The following is a 16,052-nucleotide window of genomic DNA, read 5'->3' as shown; positions in this document are numbered from 1 at the left end:
AAGCCAGGTCTTTATTTCACCCCAAATGTTTGAGATTGTTGTTTTCACAGTGTTGAAGATAGTTGACGTATTGGTTTTGATGTTATTCCACTTTTCACTGATGAAACTGGTGACAGTGTTTACGATTGTGGTAACCGTATTTTTGATTCCATCCCATGTTTCTTTGAAAAATGACTTAATACTATTCCAAACCTCAGTGGTTTTAGATTTAATTGTGTCCCAGTTACTTGCAATGAGATAAACAAGGATGCCTATTGGTCCACCGAAAGCTGCAAGAATTTCATCCCACCAGGTTAGGAAAAATTCTTTAATGCCATTCCACACATTGGCGGCAGTTTCTTTTATGGAATTCCAAGTTTCGCCCAACCATGTTTTGATCCCTTCCCAAGTCACTGAAAATCCTTCTGAAATAGTCGCCAAGGTTTGCGAAAACCAATCCGTTATTGAACCCCATATTTCAATCGCCTTAGCACTAATGTCATCCCAATTTTTATAAATTGCTATACCAGCAACGATTAATCCTCCAATTGCAGCTATAGCAATTCCGATTGGTCCCGCAATCGCGCTAAATGTTAAGCCCAGCGTCCCCATGGCAGTTATAATAGATGTGGCTATAGGTGCTAACGCCATTAAGGCTCCGACTATTACACCTACTGCCGTTGCTACTGCAGCTATGGTAGCTGCTAATGTGGGATTATCAGAGATCCATTTAGCGAATTTGCCAATCACATCGGCTATTATGGCTAATAAAGGTTCTAAAGCCTTCTTTATATCTTGGAAGGCTTGCTGGAGGGAAACAACTGGAGAAGCATCAATTGCCGCTCCGTCTTCTTTAAGCTTTTTCATACCTTCACTTAAATCCGCTGTACCCTTTTCAGCGTTCATAAGGGTATCAACAATTTTAACTCCCTGTTCTTCCCACATTGTGCCGAAAAGTTGCACACCCATTTCATTTCGAACAGTTTCATCTTTCACTCCCGCCAAGGCTTTTGATACCTCAAACATGGCTGTCTTTCCTTCTTCGCCTCCAGCTGCTACTGCTTGGCCCCACTTTTTAATTTGCTTTTCGGAGATGTCAGTTTGAGACAGCACATCTTTCAAAGCTTGTGGAACTTCTAAACCAAACTCTGCAAGTCCAATTCGCCCCTCTTTAAGACCATCCAAAAGGTTATCAATGTTCCAAGTTTTTGTATCTACCCCTGCAGCAAAGATATTTTGTATTGTCTCAGCATCGTACCCAGCCATTTTTAACTGTGTTCCATATTCAGAAATAATATCAAGTTGTTCAGGAGGAAAGCCGGTATCAAGAAGCGTGTTGGTTAGACCCAATGCTTCTTCATTTGAAATCCCCAATGCTGCAGCAACTTCATTCGTTTCCTGGATCAACTCCACAAAGTCGATTTGTGCATACTTTTTAGCAATAGTTTGTGCGCCTTTTATTACTGCTGTATTAGCCGCATCGCTTTCATCTTTATTTAAAGCCCATTGCCTTCTTACACCCTCCAGGGCAGCCTCTGCATCAATACCGTAAGCCATTACTCCTCTTACTGCATCTTTAATGGATGCTTTAGATTCCTCAGGAACATTGAATGAAACGTCTATTTTTGTATCTAGTTCAGAAACGTCCAATGCCTCACTGATAGCTCCCGCTATACCACCACCGGCAACCAAAGCCCCTGCGACATTTTGTAAACTATCACCAATCCCTTCAACCGCTTCTTCTGTTTCCTGGGCCTCCATTTGCAAGTTCATAAGATCCTGGCGAACACTTTGGATAGAGCTTCCGTTATCCACAGATTGAAGAGTTGTCCTAAGTCGTTCAATATCTCCATTAGCACCTATTGCGTCTCTGCCAATACGTTGAAAAGCATATTCCAAGTCCCTGCTGGTCGCTGTGCCGTCCTGAATCGCTCTGACTAACCTTTGCCCTATTACGTTTGCATAATTCTGTACAGAGGTTCCTGTAGCTTGAAATAAAGTTTCCAGATTACGCGTGCCTTGTTCTACCCTTCCTTGCTCCGCGTCCATATCAACCAAAGCCTGCTGATAGCCATTTAACTGCTGTTCAGTCTGCTGTAATTCCCGACGGAAACCCCGATATTGTTCCTGTGATATTTCACCACGTTCAAATTGTGCCTGCACTTGTGCTTCAGCACTTTTTAGCTGATTTAATTTATCGGTTGTGGATTGAACAGCTTCTGTCAGCAATTGCTGCCTCTGAGCAAGAAGTTCAACATTGTTAGGATCAAATTTGAGAAGTCGTTCAACATCTTTTAATTCCTGCTGGACTTCCTTGGTCCGATTATTTACATCTCTAAGAGCATTCTGAAGTCCAACCGTATCTCCACCGATTTCAACGGTAATTCCTTTAATTCTGCTGCTTGCCATAGTTTCACCTCTTAACTTTTTAATAAAAAGGAAGGACAGTTTGACTTTTATTGCCCCTCCTTTGACTGTATTGATTCATTTGAATTATTAAGCTTTCCTCACACCGATACATGACATCAACATTTCCTGAATATCGGGAAGTATATCGAGTATTGGAAATGAATCGAATTGATCCATCCATGTTAATGGATCTGGAATTTCCTTATCTGCTGTTTTTGCAAAAATCCAGGCCAGATTATAAAAGGTCTGAAAATCTGCTTCGCTAATTGAGTTCAAATCTTTCGAATCATTTTCGTTGATCTTGGCCAGTTCACCTAGCTTGATGACATCACCTAAAAGATCCTTGCCAAACTGCTGTCTGTAACGTGTTGGTGTACCTGCAGTAGATTTAAATTTAACTTCCTGGCCATCGATAACAATTGTTTTTTCCAATTCAATCTCTCCCTTTTTATTGCTACTAATTTTTTTACTAACAGCTTTTTCTTGGGTCACACCCCCTCCCCAAGTTCAAAAAGCCGCGCTATTGGAAGAACTTCCCCCTCCCCGGTCCCCGGGTTTAATGTTTTATTTAAGGTTGAGGGGGGAGTAACTGCCTATAAAGCCTTAATATCGTTAAAACTGAGTTTTTTCGGCTGTTCATTCATAATCTTTTCGCCAATTTCAATCCGATAATCTTTACCTTCTTCTAAGGTTCTTTGAGTAGAGATTTTGCCACTTTTCGGATGTTGAATACCTGGCACCCAGTTTTCAGCCATATTCCAATTAACTAAAGATCTAACTTCGTTTCCTCGTTCGGATTCATTCGGATTATCGTAATAAAAAGAAATTTTACCCGTGAATGGGAATTTATCTGTTTTCAGGTACTTCTCAATAAATTGTGGAGTCGTTTTCTCGATCGGACCCCGTTTCTTGTTAAAAAGAGCAAAAAATAATTTGGCTTGATCTGAGACTGGAATCACTTTGTAAGGGTAGCTGCACAACGGCATTAATCCTTCTCTTTTAGCAATTTCTTTTTCATATGCGTGCATTATTTCTTACCTCTTTTCAAAAAGTTTAATAAGCCTTTTGTTTCTATTGGTACTTCAATTTTTTTTAGCGATTTTATTACATTGCTCAAAGCTTGTAGAGCTTCTCCAGCTTGCGTTTCATCATTCGTCTGGGTTAATAATTGTAATCTATAATTGGCTGTTACCGGTGCTCCCTCCCCGATAGTTAAATCGAGAATAGCATCAATTTGATTAGGGATTTTGCTCATTTTTTCCAGCTGCCTTATATTATCAATTAAAGGCACTAACTCATTTTCCAGGTATTCAATACGGTCCTTTAATTCCGCCTTCAATTCATTTAATTTATTATCAACTTCCAGCTTCTCGACCACAGCGTTCCTTTTCAGAGTCTCCCTGTATTCTTCTGGCACCGCTGGTTCTATAAGTTGATTAAACCGGATTTTTCTTTCGAGTTCTTTTTCGAGTTTCTCAAGGTCTTCATACTCTTCCGGAGACTTTGTGGATTCCTTATGTTCTTTTAATAATCTCAATTTGTCTGCGGTTGGCATCTGTTTGGCCAAGTATTGTTCCTTATCCAAAACTACTTGAATAGCTTTCTTGGATTCTACGAAATATTGATTTTCGTCAATCGGGTTCATGTTTTCCATTTGTTTCTCCTCCGAATTTTTAGTTTTGTTTTAAATAATTTTCAGCTCTTTCATTCGGGGTCCCCCCCTATACGCGCGTAATATCCGAAAAAATTTGGAGAATCGACCCCCACCCCCGGTGCCCCAATTTGAAATTTTTTTGAAATTTTTTGGTGGGGGGGACTATATAAAAATTATTTTTTTGTTCCCACCTCCTCCAGGTTTGATTGTTTAGCTGAAACACCACCCCCTTAAAGGCATTCAATAAATTTATGTTATTTCGAAAAATAGATAAGTAATTCTTATGGACAATGAACATTAAATAATCCCCAGAGCTATAGCCAGCTGCTCTATCGCCTGCTTTTTGATTTCATAGTATTGTCCTTTGCTTAACCCTAAATCTAAGTAGAGGGATAGATCCGTTTCTTGTTGGCGGCCAAAGTATTTTCTTTCTAAGATCATTCGCTCATCATTTGTTAAAGCATCAGAGAGCGCGCGGTCAATCTGCTTGCATTTAAGCTCCTTAGCTGCATCACTATCGACTAAGACGGGAAAGACTTTATTTAGCCCTGCTGCAGTTAATTCACGTTTGTTTTCTATGGCCACCTTGTATGTCTTATACAGCTTTAACTCCTGAGCTATTATTCTTTGGAGCTCCTTATCAGATATCATTCGTGATCCCCAAAATAATAGCTAACTTATCCAATGCTTTTCTTTTTACTTTGTAGTAATGAGATTCACTGACACCCATGTCGTTGTATATTTCATAATCGAAAGCATCTTCATCCTCATCCATCTTGTAGCGCCTAATGATCAGTTGCCTTTCCTTACTGTTTAATCGGTTTACAGCCTTCTGGATCAATGTGATGTACTCGAGTCTTTCACGTTCATAATCCACTTTTTCAATGACTGCTTTTTCAATTCCGGAATAGCTGGGGTCTGATGTCCCTTTAGGAACAAAGGTGTATGTAGCTGTGATTTTTGGCAGCTTATATTCCGGAATGGTTAGTAAATACATTCGGTACTTTTCTAATGCTGATTCAACCAATTTCCTGGATGTTTTCATGTAATGCTCACCTCTCCATTGAAATCAATGATTCCTAATGATAAGGCAAGCTTGATAATCGCTCTGTTTCTTATTTTTGAGTAAGTAGGCTCACTTATTGGTGGATCAAAGATAAATGAGTATAATTTGCAATCAGATATATACTCACTGTCTTTACCGATATAGCGTTGTTCAATGAGAAAGCGTTCCTTCTCTGGAAGGCTTCCTACAGCTTGATCAATGAGATTGCAAAATCCCTCTCGTTTCCGTTCTTCCTCCACATTGAAGATTGCTGCCCTTGCTGTTTGATCAGAGCGTTTATTTGTTGGGCCATGGTACCGCGGTTCATAAGAGGGTGTACTCTGAACCTCTCGCCTTACTAAAGCTGTAGTTTTATAAATACGGTACCGTTCCAACTCACCTTCAACAGCTTTTCTAATTTTCTTTTTCTCAGCAGCAGATAAAGATTTTAGCAGTTCCACAGACACCACCTCGTATGGTATATTTCGAGTATGAGATAACGATTCAGTGTCCCCTTAAACGTCTACCTACCAGGTGGCGTTTTTTTCTTTTTCCTCAATTAGCACATTTCGTCCATAATACTTAGCTTTTTTGATGTAATAGCCGGTTTCGTGATACGGACTGTTATCATCTATGCAATGTGCTCTTACATGGCCCTGCTCATTTCCATGACGATGGAAATCCGCACAATATGGACACCAAACGGCCATACATCCATCAGTACTTCTTTCAATTCCTAATAAGACTGGAGCATCATGTTTTTTCTTCAATTTCTTACACGACCTTTCTTCTTAAATTAATATAAAGATAAGGGTTCGAAACCTCCGTAACCGTGCTTCTTTAACAACTCATGAAGGTATTTAAAAAAGGTTTCTTCAAATGACCAATCGACCGTGATAATGAACGTATCCTGCTCATTCTTTATTTCTGCTCCCGCTAATAAGAAATAAGGAAAAAGTTTCGCATGATCATAACCTTCTATATTCGTATTTTGTGCATCCTTTAGTAAATCCCACAGTTGATCATCATATTCGCTATGTCCTGGTAACACAAAAGCTAATAATCGTCTTTTATTCATTCTTCGACCTACCTTTCTTTTGATTTTGATTTATTTACTGACACAACTGACACAACTGACGCTGTTTTTGTAAAATCCCTATATTTTTTCTTATATATACTTTCTTTTTTTTACGTCAGTTGTGTCAGAAAAAATAAATAATAGATATAATGCTTTATATACCAAGGGTTTGAGTTACTGACACTTAAATTTGAAATGCTGACTGAACTGACGCATAAGCTGGTGGAATCCCGATTCCTTGATATCCTCTATCGCCTTTTGAACCAATTCGGACTTGCTCATAATAACGTCCTTCTGTATTCATCTTTTCTTTCAAACTAGCTAAAAAGGCTTTTTTACTCAGTTTGTCATTTTCCTCCCCGTTATCACGACACCAACATTCATAAGTAAGCCAAAGGTTTTTAGTGGTAGTTTTTTGGGAAGGATCAATAGTACAGCACTCAGATAAAAATCCTTCAAGCTTATCCATTTCAGTTCTGTACTGTTTGGTTGCTGCAATTACTTCGGCCGGAAGCCCTAAGCCTTCCTTTTGATATTTCAGGCATCCTTCCACAGCCCAGCGGAGTATGCCTGGTAATTCAGCTTGTAATTTTTCCGGCAACTTTTTATCCTTATCTTCTTCAGATATAGTTACAGTAAAAGGGATTAGCCTAATCCTTCGCCAAATTCCTGTATCGGTGCCATCAATGTTTGGCATATGGTTAGTAGTAAAGAAAATTTTAAATTGAGGTAGATATTCAAAGAAGTCTTTATGCATGAAACGAGCTTTAATTGTTTCTCCGCCTGTCAGCTGCTTAATTAATGATTCTGCCAGCTTTTTTCCCTTCTCACTTTCTACAGTTGAAACAAGTCGGGCTCCTTTTAGTGCGGCTATATCATTGTTTATTCTTTCGCTGTTTCGGACCATGAAAGTATCTGAGTTTGCTTGACTTGCATAATCCCCCAACATTTCCTTGATTGTATTAATGAAGGTGCTTTTCCCGTTTCGTCCGGATCCATATAGGAAAAACATTACTTGCTCACTTGTGTCACCAGTAAGGCTATATCCAATAATCCTCTGTAAGTAATTAATTAGTTCTAGACTTTCTTCTCCTCTTTCATTTTTCATGATGCTCTTTAGAAAAGAAATCCAGTTAGGACATTTTGCATTCGGATCATAAACAACTGGTGCAATTTTAGTGATTAAATCGAGCCTATTATGCGGTATCAATTTGCCTGTCTTTAAATCAATTGTTCCGTTTTCGCAATTTAGCTTCCAAGTATCACTATCCAATTCCTGGGGAAGTATAGGAATTCCCATTTCTGATTTAGCTAATGAGATCATTGACATAATCCTTCCCATAGACTCTGATTTAACAGCATGACTTACTAAGCCAAGGTCAGGATCCTCCATGTCATATGCTGACTTCCCCATATGACGAACAGTTTCTTTGGCATATAGTTCAACTTCATTCGTCAAATCTTGAAGCCATCTATTACCCTGCCAAACAAACCAACTTGCAAAAGGCGGACAATATCTTAAATTTTCACCATATCTGTCAATTAATCGTTCAGCATTACCTAAGTCGGTTTTGGGGAATGACTTTTTTTTATTTTTTTGTTTTGAAGTTCCTTTTGGATATTCACGTGATTGGAAATCCTCTCTAACAGTATTCGTTGATCGAATAGCATTCTCTATTGTCATTTCGCCATATGTACGGCCATCGGAAGAATGCTGCTTGTCCCACTTTTCTCGAATAAGACTAGATTCCCTGAACATTGAATCCATTTGAAAGGCATTTTTATTTGTCCAGAATGCTAAATGATTACACAAAGCAATATCTGTGGAAGAATGATCGCCATTTATCAGCTGCCCATCGAATAGTGATCGGATAGCCAGTCCATTTGAGCTGCGGAACATTCTCTCCCACAATTCTGCATTTGATAAATTTTGAGTGCTGTTTATGGCTGGCTTTTTATAGCTTTGAACCTTCTTTTCTTTTTCTGAAAAATATTTCTGGAATAATTGCCTTAGTTCGTCTGTTCTCTCCATAACTTCAGTTACATTCTGCGAATTTCCGGTGAAAGTGAAGTATCTTCCATATCTGTAGATTTCTAATCCAAGGGAAGAATTCTTATTGCCGGTTCCCTTATCAATGGGAAGCTCCCCTTTAACAATGATGTGGATGCCTTTACCGCTTGGTGAAATCTCGGTATAGCTGTCCATCATTTCCGATATTTCTTCAGCAAGATCAGAGTATTTTCCATCAGCGATACATTTATCCAAATCCAGACCTATAAAAGGATCTTCTTTCGAAAACATGAAGCCGATTCCGTTATATCCACCATTAAGATAGGTGTTTGCAGCAGCATTAAATGAGGACCAAGTGCGCCTATCGTTAGACTTAGCCATTGATCCATCAGCCTGGTAAGGTACTTTTGTTTCCTTTCCATTCCGTTTCTCGATTCTCCATAAGACCCACTGATTAGTGAGCTTGAGTTCGTCAGGTATATTGCTAAAACTATATTTTGTCTGGTTCACTATTCATCAAGTCTCCCTCCCATGCGCAATGCATTGATGTAGAGTTATTAAATTTAAACAGCATTCCTTGATTCGATTTGTGTATCAACTTGGTTTAATGCTTGCTGCCTAATCGAGGCGGCAATCTTGTCTAACTCTTCAACCTGGAGGTTTAAATCACTCAATGTGTGCCTGATGAGATTCCACAAAACCCTTACTGTGCGATGATTTTCTGGATAATAAGCCTTTTCCTCTCCCAGATATACCGCCTTATCCATGTCATCCAACAATTGACTTAAAAGAACTTCTGTATCTTGAAGAGTTAATAAATTGACGGACATAGCATCTAATTCATGTTCTAATTCGAAAGATAAGTTTTTGATGTCTGCTGGCATTTGATTTTCCTCCTTGGTTTTTTATTCCTAATAAAAATCGTGTTTTTTCGCATGGTGTGTAAAAAAGAGAAGCCTATGAAGGCTTAATTAACTTTCTTGTTTTCCAATATCCGCGGCACCGATGTTTGCAATAGTAAGAGAATTATAGTTTGTTGAGTTTCAATGGAGATCTCAGGTTTTTTCAAATATTCTCACCCTCCTGTTCTTCAGCCTTAGCAGCAAGCTCTTTATAAGTTTCAATGCTTCTTTCTGTAGCTCCCAATCCGCTGATAATTATTGATCTCACTGAATCAGGTAAGGACAAGAAATTTTCATCAATCCATTCTTTGGAAGAAGCTAAATCCTTTTGCGCTTCTTCTAGCCTTTGCTGCCACTTGTTCATGTTTTTATCAACCTCCGATCTTTTCCCGGGTAGTGCTTTCATTCTGGTTCGCCATTTCTTGCTCCTTAGCTAATTTTCGGATAACTCCAGGCAACAAATGCTTTTGAACCGCTAAAGCTAACTTTTCAGCCGGTATTATTATCATCAAATCCCTCCTTGGCAGATTCTATGTGGATGGCATTGTCCAATATACTCATATTATTTTTAGTTAAAAGTATGAGATTCTTGTACTTCTGTATTAAAAAAAAGACTGTCTAACCTTTTTTCTAGAATCTTAGAGAGTTTAAAAGCGTCAGCTAAGTTCGGCCTCGCATAACCATTTTCCCAATTGCTTATTGTGGTTTTTTGGCAATCCATTAATTCCGCTAACATTTGTTGTGTCAACTCTTTTTCTTTTCTTGCTCTTATCAGAGCATAGTTTTTCCTCATGGATTTCACCTCGATTTCACCTCTCGTGTTCAACTTTTTTGAACTTAACCTAAGTATAAGTCCAAGTATCTTGTATGTCAATATAAAAGTATGAGTTTCTTGAACTATATTTGATTTTTCTCAAATATAAAGTACAATATATTTGAACTTTAATAGAAGGAGTGAATTTTAATGTTTTCAAAAAGACTAAGAGAAGCCAGAAAAGCCAAGGGATATACACAAGAGCAGTTAGCCGAAAAAGTTAAGACAAAAAAGTCTACAATATCTAATTATGAAACGAATTATAGTACTCCCTCCAATGAAATGTTATTAGACTTATCCGAAGTTTTGGGAGTATCTTCAGATTATTTATTAGGCAGATCAGATAAACCTTATTTCTTTAAAATGGACGAAGAGAATATAATTGATCCAGAAAAAATGAAAACCGAAATGGATAATATAGGGTGGTTTATTCAATACTTGGCTGGTTTTAGAGATGATGAACCTGTGTTAGAAATTTTTGATTTTAGTGAATGGGAACAATTGAATAAGGAAGATATAAGTCTAATAAACGACCATTTTAAAATGATGATTACCCGTGCAAAGGAACGAAAGGAACAAGGATAATGAGAACGGCCATTTACATACGAGTTTCAACCGATGAACAAGCGAAAGAAGGTTTTTCATTAGCAGCTCAACAAGATAAGCTAGAAGCCTTTTGTTATTCACAAGGTTGGGAAGTTAAAAAGGTCTATATAGAAGAAGGACACTCAGCAAAAAATACTAATCGTCCACAATTAAAGTTATTAATAAAGGAATTAGATCAATTTAATGTTGTCCTGGTGTATAAGTTAGATCGCCTTTCCAGGAGCGTTGCAGATATTAATGAGTTACTACAAACATTTGAAAATAACTCAGTCTCATTCAAAAGTGCCACAGAGCCTTATGACACTACTACAGCGCAAGGAAAGCTTCTTATAAACATATTTGCCTCACTTGCTCAATTCGAGCGTGAACAGCTTGCTGAGCGCGTTCAAATGGGTATGATGAAAAAAGCTACATTAGGTGAACGCAATGGAGGAAAAGCTCCATATGGTTATAAGCTTCACAATGGTAAATTAATCATCAACGAAGAGGAAGCCCGCTTTGTTAGGGAAATTTTTCGATTATATACCAACGGTAAAGGAATAAGGTCAATTGTCTTATACCTAAATCAATTTGGTATTAACAAAGATATAAGGACAATAAGCCGTATGCTGGAGAACCCCGTTTATACAGGAAAATTAAGATGGGCTAATAATTCAAAGATGGATTCTATTATCTTTGCTGAAGAAACTCACGAACCCATAATAAATACTGAGTTATTTGAGCAAGCGCAGGCGCTGAGAAAAAAAAGAAGTATAGAAGGAAAAAAAACCACATCCCCCTACCCTTTTTCAGGTGTTTTGAAATGTGGCCGCTGCGGATCCTCTCTTTCTGGATATTACAAAAAAGAACGGGGAACAAAACATTACATTTGTATCTCAAAGAAAAACAAAGGTACTTGTGATTTGCCGATGTTCACCGAAAGAGCATTGGTTGAAGTGTTTTTAAGAAGTCTTTCTCCGGATGATCCAGACCGTTTTTTCAACTTAGTTAAGGATTTTGAGATCAATCAGCCGGAACTGATTGAACAAGAAAGAATGCTGCAAGATATACAGCATGAATTAGATTCAATTAAAACAAGAAAAAAGAATTGGCTTTTAGCTTTAGGAAACGGAGTAATGAGTCAAGATGAATATATTTCTATGACTCAAGAAGATACAAAACGTGAAGTCCTGTTAAAAGAGCAGCTGGAACATTATTCATCAAATGAAGTACCTCTGGATAAAGAAACCATTATTTCTCTTCTGAAGGATTTCAGAGATTCATGGGAAACAGCAAATGAAATTGAAAAGAAGAGTTTTATAAATGAGTTGTTTGAAGAGATTGTAGTTGATATACCTAAAGATTATAAACTTGGACGAGGAAGAACCCCTTCCGTATTAATCCAAGAATTTAAGCTTGGTTAAAGGATTCTTTTGTAGACTAGAGGTGTGGCGAACGCCATCAAAGTAGCACAAAAAAACCCTGATATTATCAGGGTTTCTCATCTTCATAATCTTGTTTGTTCTTAGCTCTTTCTTTCAATATCCTCGGAATAGATGTCTTCCAAAAAAACTTAGTCATTTCCCTTTGTGTACTCTCACTTATATGAGGCGACTTAATAATGATTTCCTTTTCTTTATCCTTCATTTACATACTCCAAAAATCATCATAATCGACATTCTTGCCGGTCAGATCCCTTACTGCTTGAATAATCTTTCTGGCATTCTTCATAGTCGGTGCCAAATTATCAGCCTGGCATATCCTGCTGATCGTTCCCCTACTGACACCGCTTTTTTCTACAACTTGCTGCTGAGTTAATTCATGCTTATCCAAGAACCTTCCAAACTTAGACCTTCTTTTGCCTAATGAAAACCAATCAAACATACTCCTTACCTCCCTGATTTTTAATAACAGCTTGGCCAAGAATTTAATTTTCTAAACTTCAAAAAAATATGAAACGTGGACAACCAGTGCATCATAGGCTTTATCAAGGTAGCTACCAAAGCAGTAAACAAAAATTGACCATAGTTTCAACCAAAGTATTTACCAAAGTATCACTATCAAAGTAATATCTTCAGAATTGACGATAACCCAACAAATTAAAATCTGTTTAAAGGGAGCGAGTGAACGAAGTGAATGGAAAGCGACCAATGCCCATCTCAACAAACTTTATACAGGACTTTTGAACATTTTTGTGCAAAAGCCGGACAATTACTCTTAGCAAAAAAAGACTAACAGTTAGACATTTTTGTCCAACCCAAAATAAAGGAGGACTTCTTATGTTATTTTCACCCACGATTATCCTGGCCGGTGGTGCAACTATCGCCCTGGCTGTATTAGACAGGACATTAAGTGACCTGGGCTTTCATGGTCTTAATACAGCTTTAAAGATCATTATTCCATTGGCCGGCTTTGCTGCTGGAATCTACTTTATCGAAACTAATTCATTAATCAGGTGGATCTTATGAGCATGTGGGAGAAATTAAAGGTCCGCAGAAAGATGGTTAAAGTCTTCAAGTCTGGCCAGTTATATTTAGGCGATTTAGAACGTCCCATTTTCCCTAAGATTCATGGGGTTGTAATTGGAAAAACTACAACTATAACCTTCACCCTACCCAATGGGTTAGACCCTAAGTTATTAAAGAAAAACTTCTATGTATTTCAGCAAGAATTCGGGAAGAAAGCTCAGCTGGAAGGAGAAATAAAAAAATTCACCCTAATAATTAATGACAACTCCCAAAAAGATATCCTCCCCTATAATTTCGAACAGCTGAAAGAGATTATCCAAAAAGAAAACTATTCCCTTCCCATAATTTGCGGCCAGGACAGAAACAAAAAACTTCATATATACGATGCAAAAAACAATCCAAACCTTTTAATATTCGGCCAGCCCGGCAGTGGTAAGAGCTCTATATTACATGTCATTCTATCCACATTGATTCAATACTTCCCTCCAGAAGAACTGCAGCTGGTATTAGCCGACTTTAAAATGAGTGAATTCTGTGTTTATGAACGCGTGGAGCATGTTAGAGGTGTATGCTATACCACCAAGGATTTAAAGCCCCAGCTGGCCTATTTAATGAACGAACTTACACTCAGAGGGCAATTACTAAAGAAATACCGAGTAAGGCATATGAGCAAGGTTCCGGAAGATGATAGAAGGCCGGCTATTGTATTCGCTTTAGATGAGTTTGTTATGATTCGGGATAGAGAGATCATGGCCGAGATTCTTCAAATCGCTTCGCTGGGGAGGGCATATGCCATTTACGTAATTCTTTCTATGCAGCGTCCTTCTCACAAGATACTTGATTCTGATATCCGAGGTGTTATATCCGTTCGGATGGGCTTCCGAACAGTTGACCTCCGGAATGCCTTGATGGGTGAAACCCCGGGCAGTGAAAAAATAAGCAAGGATTCGCCTGGAACATTCCTGCTGAATCTTGATGAGCTAATCGAACTGCAGGCTCCATATTTAAATGAGGATGAAGTCGAAAAGATATTGGAACCCTATAAGTCTATTAGGGGTAGAAACGCTAAAGAAACCCCTTCTATGCACTTTGAGAAGGAGCTAGAAACAACGGAAATCCAAGAGAATATATTCGGGGTGTTAGACGAATGAAAAAGCGTGATCTTGCTATTATTAACGATTTGAATCGCTTCCGCTGCATGACAAGGGATGACATTATAGATTTACACTTCAAAGGATTAAAACAGCCGGTTACATGCTGTAATACGGTTCTGAAGAGGTTGCGAAGGGATGGGTATATCGAGGTTAATAAAGACCGGCAGCCTTATATATACTTTACTTCCCCAGCCGGCATTAAGAAGGACTCTACAAAGATTCCTCACTTCCTGAAGATTGTGGAGTTTTATAAGGTGACCCAAAAATGGGATACCCCTAAAACCTTTATTGTAGAACCTAAGTATGGAAAAGGGTATATGGAGCCGGATGCCTTTATGATCTGGAAGGGAGGCCCGTTCTTTGTGGAGATTCAGCGATCTATTTACTCCGAAAAAGTTATGAATGAGAAGGTGCAACGATATGAGTCATATTTTATAAGCAACGAATGGCAGCAGGAGCCCTGGCAGCCGGCAAATAAAAAAGTGTTCCCTGCTGTAATTATGATTACAGAAACCAGGTATAAAATTGAAAGCTCAAATATAAAATTCATTCAAATTTCTAATATATCTGAGCTAATCAAAACTGCAGATGCAGATGAAATACAGGTTAAAGGAGGATCTTTGAAATTAAAAACGGGGTAGCCTAGCGCTTCCCCGTCCCTTTATTTATTCCCAATCAGACATGTCAACTTGTCCTTCATAAAAGTTCAATCGATTATCCGGATCTCTAAACAAAATTGTGTAATTGCATTTTTCTGAGACATCATCCGGATTAATTTTATAATGCAAGAATTGAATTGTCGCAAGGTAAGAAACTATGCTGTTAGGAAGCTCTAATATATCTTCCACTGGCTTGTGTTCAGCTGTTTTCAATATCGTTTCCATATGATCTGTTGATGGTGCGATAACTTGTAAATCCTCTTTGAAGGAATCGTACTTTTTAATAATTGGTTCTTCCATCCCGGGATTATACGCAACTATACCTGTTTTGCAATCTTCATAGAAACCAGTAATTATAACCTGGACATCTTCTTCTTTACGCATTTTCATTTCGAATTCTTTTATGCTTTTCATGTCTTCTATAACTTTTGTTAAACAGTTTCTACAAGCGTTTAAATCATCATCTGGAGAAAGTTTATCCGATAACCTTCTCTTAATCTCATCAACCAGCTTAGTTTTACCTCCGCCAGCGTACATTGTATAGAAGGTTAATCTTACAGCTTTATTATCTCCGTCAGGTAATGTTTCCAATCTTTGATCCAAGAAATTCAAAACTCTTCGAGTATCACTGGTTACAACGCTAATAACATCACCTAAGCTATAATTCAATATTAAAGTCATGTGACAATCACCTGCTTAATTGGTCCATTTTTATTAATTGATGTAATAAGGGCTTTCAATTTTTTAGCTTCTCTCTTCGTTCTTCTCCCAGCCTTTCTGATTGGAGAATGGATTTTCATAATATCGGTGAAAGTATCTTTTATCCCAGCAGCCATTTCTCGGATCTTTGACCATAACTCTGAAGCTTTTGCACCTATTCCATCAATCAATCCTTGAATAATGTCTTTTCCAACCTGCAGTAAATCGATATTAGAGAAAAATGATTCTGCCTCTCCCCAAACTTCCTCGATTTTGGTTTTAGCTGCTTGCATCTTCTCCTGTATCGCTGATCGAAGCCCCTCGAACTTTTCTTTTACGGTGTTCTTAATACCTTCTGCCTTTGTGGAAAGCCAAGTGCTGATCTCATTCCAGATTTCAATTACCTTTGTTTTTACTGCAAATAGCTTTTCTTGTATTGCTCCCCTTAACGCTTCGAACTTTTCAGTAACCGTAGTTTTGATATTCTCAGCCGTTGTGGAAAGCCAGGTCTTTATTTCACCCCAAATGTTTGAGATTGTTGTTTTCACAGTGTTGAAGATAGTTGACGTATTGGTTTTGATGTTATTCCACTTTT

At 38.1% G+C, this 16,052-nt stretch carries 19 protein-coding genes and 1 pseudogene; 5 read left to right on the top strand and 15 right to left on the bottom strand.

Annotation, left to right across the window (positions count from 1 at the left end):
- From B207_RS40315 to B207_RS0128990, 12 genes and pseudogenes are all read right to left on the bottom strand, one after another.
- A pseudogene (locus tag B207_RS40315) lies at nucleotides 1–2,388 on the bottom strand (DUF2207 domain-containing protein); the annotation flags it as partial.
- A gap of 87 nt (nucleotides 2,389–2,475) precedes the next feature.
- Nucleotides 2,476–2,880, bottom strand: coding sequence for a hypothetical protein (locus B207_RS37425; RefSeq protein WP_230205300.1), 405 nt, complete (start codon nucleotides 2,878–2,880; stop codon nucleotides 2,476–2,478).
- Nucleotides 2,881–2,981: 101 nt separating this feature from the next.
- Nucleotides 2,982–3,416, bottom strand: a complete 435-nt coding sequence (locus tag B207_RS40310) for a hypothetical protein (RefSeq protein WP_154675704.1) — start codon at nucleotides 3,414–3,416, stop codon at nucleotides 2,982–2,984.
- Nucleotides 3,416–4,042: a hypothetical protein gene (locus B207_RS40305; protein WP_154675703.1), complete on the bottom strand. Its 627-nt coding sequence runs from the start codon at nucleotides 4,040–4,042 to the stop codon at nucleotides 3,416–3,418. The genes B207_RS40310 and B207_RS40305 overlap by 1 nt, the downstream gene beginning before the upstream one ends.
- 297 nt (nucleotides 4,043–4,339) lie before the next feature.
- Entirely contained in the window at nucleotides 4,340–4,693 is a 354-nt protein-coding gene (locus B207_RS37420; protein WP_018640197.1) for an ArpU family phage packaging/lysis transcriptional regulator, read from the bottom strand.
- A complete protein-coding gene (locus B207_RS37415) occupies nucleotides 4,683–5,087 on the bottom strand; it encodes an ArpU family phage packaging/lysis transcriptional regulator (protein ID WP_018640196.1) in 405 nt (134 codons plus the stop codon). Before B207_RS37415 ends, B207_RS37420 begins: the two co-directional genes overlap by 11 nt.
- Nucleotides 5,084–5,548, bottom strand: a complete 465-nt coding sequence (locus B207_RS39240) for an ArpU family phage packaging/lysis transcriptional regulator (RefSeq protein WP_084692375.1) — start codon at nucleotides 5,546–5,548, stop codon at nucleotides 5,084–5,086. The genes B207_RS37415 and B207_RS39240 overlap by 4 nt, the downstream gene beginning before the upstream one ends.
- Before the next feature lie 335 nt (nucleotides 5,549–5,883).
- Nucleotides 5,884–6,165: a hypothetical protein gene (locus tag B207_RS40300; protein ID WP_154675702.1), complete on the bottom strand. Its 282-nt coding sequence runs from the start codon at nucleotides 6,163–6,165 to the stop codon at nucleotides 5,884–5,886.
- A 184-nt stretch (nucleotides 6,166–6,349) separates the two neighbouring features.
- On the bottom strand, nucleotides 6,350–8,686 hold the full coding sequence (locus B207_RS39235; protein WP_154675701.1) for a phage/plasmid primase, P4 family: 2,337 nt from the start codon (nucleotides 8,684–8,686) through the stop codon (nucleotides 6,350–6,352).
- Between the two features lie 53 nt (nucleotides 8,687–8,739).
- Nucleotides 8,740–9,060 (bottom strand): hypothetical protein, encoded by a 321-nt coding sequence (locus B207_RS40295; protein WP_154675700.1) that lies wholly within the window; start codon nucleotides 9,058–9,060, stop codon nucleotides 8,740–8,742.
- A gap of 181 nt (nucleotides 9,061–9,241) precedes the next feature.
- Nucleotides 9,242–9,442, bottom strand: coding sequence for a hypothetical protein (locus B207_RS40290; protein ID WP_154675699.1), 201 nt, complete (start codon nucleotides 9,440–9,442; stop codon nucleotides 9,242–9,244).
- Nucleotides 9,443–9,646: 204 nt separating this feature from the next.
- Nucleotides 9,647–9,871, bottom strand: coding sequence for a helix-turn-helix transcriptional regulator (locus B207_RS0128990; protein WP_026311559.1), 225 nt, complete (start codon nucleotides 9,869–9,871; stop codon nucleotides 9,647–9,649).
- Between the two features lie 171 nt (nucleotides 9,872–10,042).
- Here B207_RS0128990 and B207_RS39230 point away from each other — a divergent pair, with 171 nt between their 5' ends.
- Complete coding sequence (locus B207_RS39230) at nucleotides 10,043–10,477, top strand: helix-turn-helix domain-containing protein (RefSeq protein WP_018640195.1); 435 nt, start codon at nucleotides 10,043–10,045, stop codon at nucleotides 10,475–10,477.
- A complete protein-coding gene (locus tag B207_RS40285) occupies nucleotides 10,477–11,901 on the top strand; it encodes a recombinase family protein (RefSeq protein WP_154675698.1) in 1,425 nt (474 codons plus the stop codon). Before B207_RS39230 ends, B207_RS40285 begins: the two co-directional genes overlap by 1 nt.
- A 223-nt stretch (nucleotides 11,902–12,124) precedes the next feature.
- On the opposite strand, the gene B207_RS37400 is transcribed toward B207_RS40285, so the two are convergent.
- Nucleotides 12,125–12,361, bottom strand: coding sequence for a helix-turn-helix transcriptional regulator (locus tag B207_RS37400; protein ID WP_051102709.1), 237 nt, complete (start codon nucleotides 12,359–12,361; stop codon nucleotides 12,125–12,127).
- Nucleotides 12,362–12,756: 395 nt separating this feature from the next.
- Here B207_RS37400 and B207_RS40280 point away from each other — a divergent pair, with 395 nt between their 5' ends.
- Genes B207_RS40280 through B207_RS37395 form a run of 3 tightly spaced genes read left to right on the top strand, consistent with a single transcriptional unit; the run spans nucleotide 12,757 to nucleotide 14,740 of the window.
- Complete coding sequence (locus B207_RS40280; protein WP_154675697.1) at nucleotides 12,757–12,945, top strand: hypothetical protein; 189 nt, start codon at nucleotides 12,757–12,759, stop codon at nucleotides 12,943–12,945.
- The gene (locus B207_RS36215) at nucleotides 12,942–14,096 is read left to right on the top strand and encodes an FtsK/SpoIIIE domain-containing protein (protein ID WP_035742862.1); all 1,155 of its coding nucleotides are present in this window, start codon (nucleotides 12,942–12,944) and stop codon (nucleotides 14,094–14,096) included. The genes B207_RS40280 and B207_RS36215 overlap by 4 nt, the downstream gene beginning before the upstream one ends.
- Nucleotides 14,093–14,740, top strand: a complete 648-nt coding sequence (locus B207_RS37395) for a replication-relaxation family protein (RefSeq protein WP_018640194.1) — start codon at nucleotides 14,093–14,095, stop codon at nucleotides 14,738–14,740. Before B207_RS36215 ends, B207_RS37395 begins: the two co-directional genes overlap by 4 nt.
- A 24-nt stretch (nucleotides 14,741–14,764) precedes the next feature.
- Here B207_RS37395 and B207_RS40275 read toward each other — a convergent pair whose 3' ends face one another.
- Both B207_RS40275 and B207_RS40875 read right to left on the bottom strand, forming a co-directional pair.
- Nucleotides 14,765–15,439: a hypothetical protein gene (locus B207_RS40275; RefSeq protein ID WP_154675696.1), complete on the bottom strand. Its 675-nt coding sequence runs from the start codon at nucleotides 15,437–15,439 to the stop codon at nucleotides 14,765–14,767.
- A partial coding sequence (locus tag B207_RS40875) for a phage tail protein (RefSeq protein ID WP_195905375.1) occupies nucleotides 15,436–16,052 on the bottom strand: 617 nt, incomplete at its 5' end. The genes B207_RS40875 and B207_RS40275, both read right to left, overlap by 4 nt.

Origin of the sequence: Parafrankia elaeagni (assembly GCF_000374165.1) — a bacterium.
Classification (GTDB): domain Bacteria; phylum Actinomycetota; class Actinomycetes; order Frankiales; family Frankiaceae; genus Parafrankia; species Parafrankia elaeagni.
Note: the sequence above shows the minus strand (reverse complement) of the source record. Positions and strands in the feature narration are given on the sequence as shown.

Coding starts and splice junctions, on each gene's coding strand:
- B207_RS40310 (WP_154675704.1), bottom strand. CDS start 3,416: ATGCACGCATATGAAAAAGAAATTGCTAAAAGAGAAGGATTAATGCCG.
- B207_RS40305 (WP_154675703.1), bottom strand. CDS start 4,042: ATGGAAAACATGAACCCGATTGACGAAAATCAATATTTCGTAGAATCC.
- B207_RS37420 (WP_018640197.1), bottom strand. CDS start 4,693: ATGATATCTGATAAGGAGCTCCAAAGAATAATAGCTCAGGAGTTAAAG.
- B207_RS37415 (WP_018640196.1), bottom strand. CDS start 5,087: ATGAAAACATCCAGGAAATTGGTTGAATCAGCATTAGAAAAGTACCGA.
- B207_RS40300 (WP_154675702.1), bottom strand. CDS start 6,165: ATGAATAAAAGACGATTATTAGCTTTTGTGTTACCAGGACATAGCGAA.
- B207_RS40295 (WP_154675700.1), bottom strand. CDS start 9,060: ATGCCAGCAGACATCAAAAACTTATCTTTCGAATTAGAACATGAATTA.
- B207_RS40290 (WP_154675699.1), bottom strand. CDS start 9,442: ATGAACAAGTGGCAGCAAAGGCTAGAAGAAGCGCAAAAGGATTTAGCT.
- B207_RS0128990 (WP_026311559.1), bottom strand. CDS start 9,871: ATGAGGAAAAACTATGCTCTGATAAGAGCAAGAAAAGAAAAAGAGTTG.
- B207_RS39230 (WP_018640195.1), top strand. CDS start 10,043: ATGTTTTCAAAAAGACTAAGAGAAGCCAGAAAAGCCAAGGGATATACA.
- B207_RS40285 (WP_154675698.1), top strand. CDS start 10,477: ATGAGAACGGCCATTTACATACGAGTTTCAACCGATGAACAAGCGAAA.
- B207_RS37400 (WP_051102709.1), bottom strand. CDS start 12,361: ATGTTTGATTGGTTTTCATTAGGCAAAAGAAGGTCTAAGTTTGGAAGG.
- B207_RS40280 (WP_154675697.1), top strand. CDS start 12,757: ATGTTATTTTCACCCACGATTATCCTGGCCGGTGGTGCAACTATCGCC.
- B207_RS36215 (WP_035742862.1), top strand. CDS start 12,942: ATGAGCATGTGGGAGAAATTAAAGGTCCGCAGAAAGATGGTTAAAGTC.
- B207_RS37395 (WP_018640194.1), top strand. CDS start 14,093: ATGAAAAAGCGTGATCTTGCTATTATTAACGATTTGAATCGCTTCCGC.
- B207_RS40275 (WP_154675696.1), bottom strand. CDS start 15,439: ATGACTTTAATATTGAATTATAGCTTAGGTGATGTTATTAGCGTTGTA.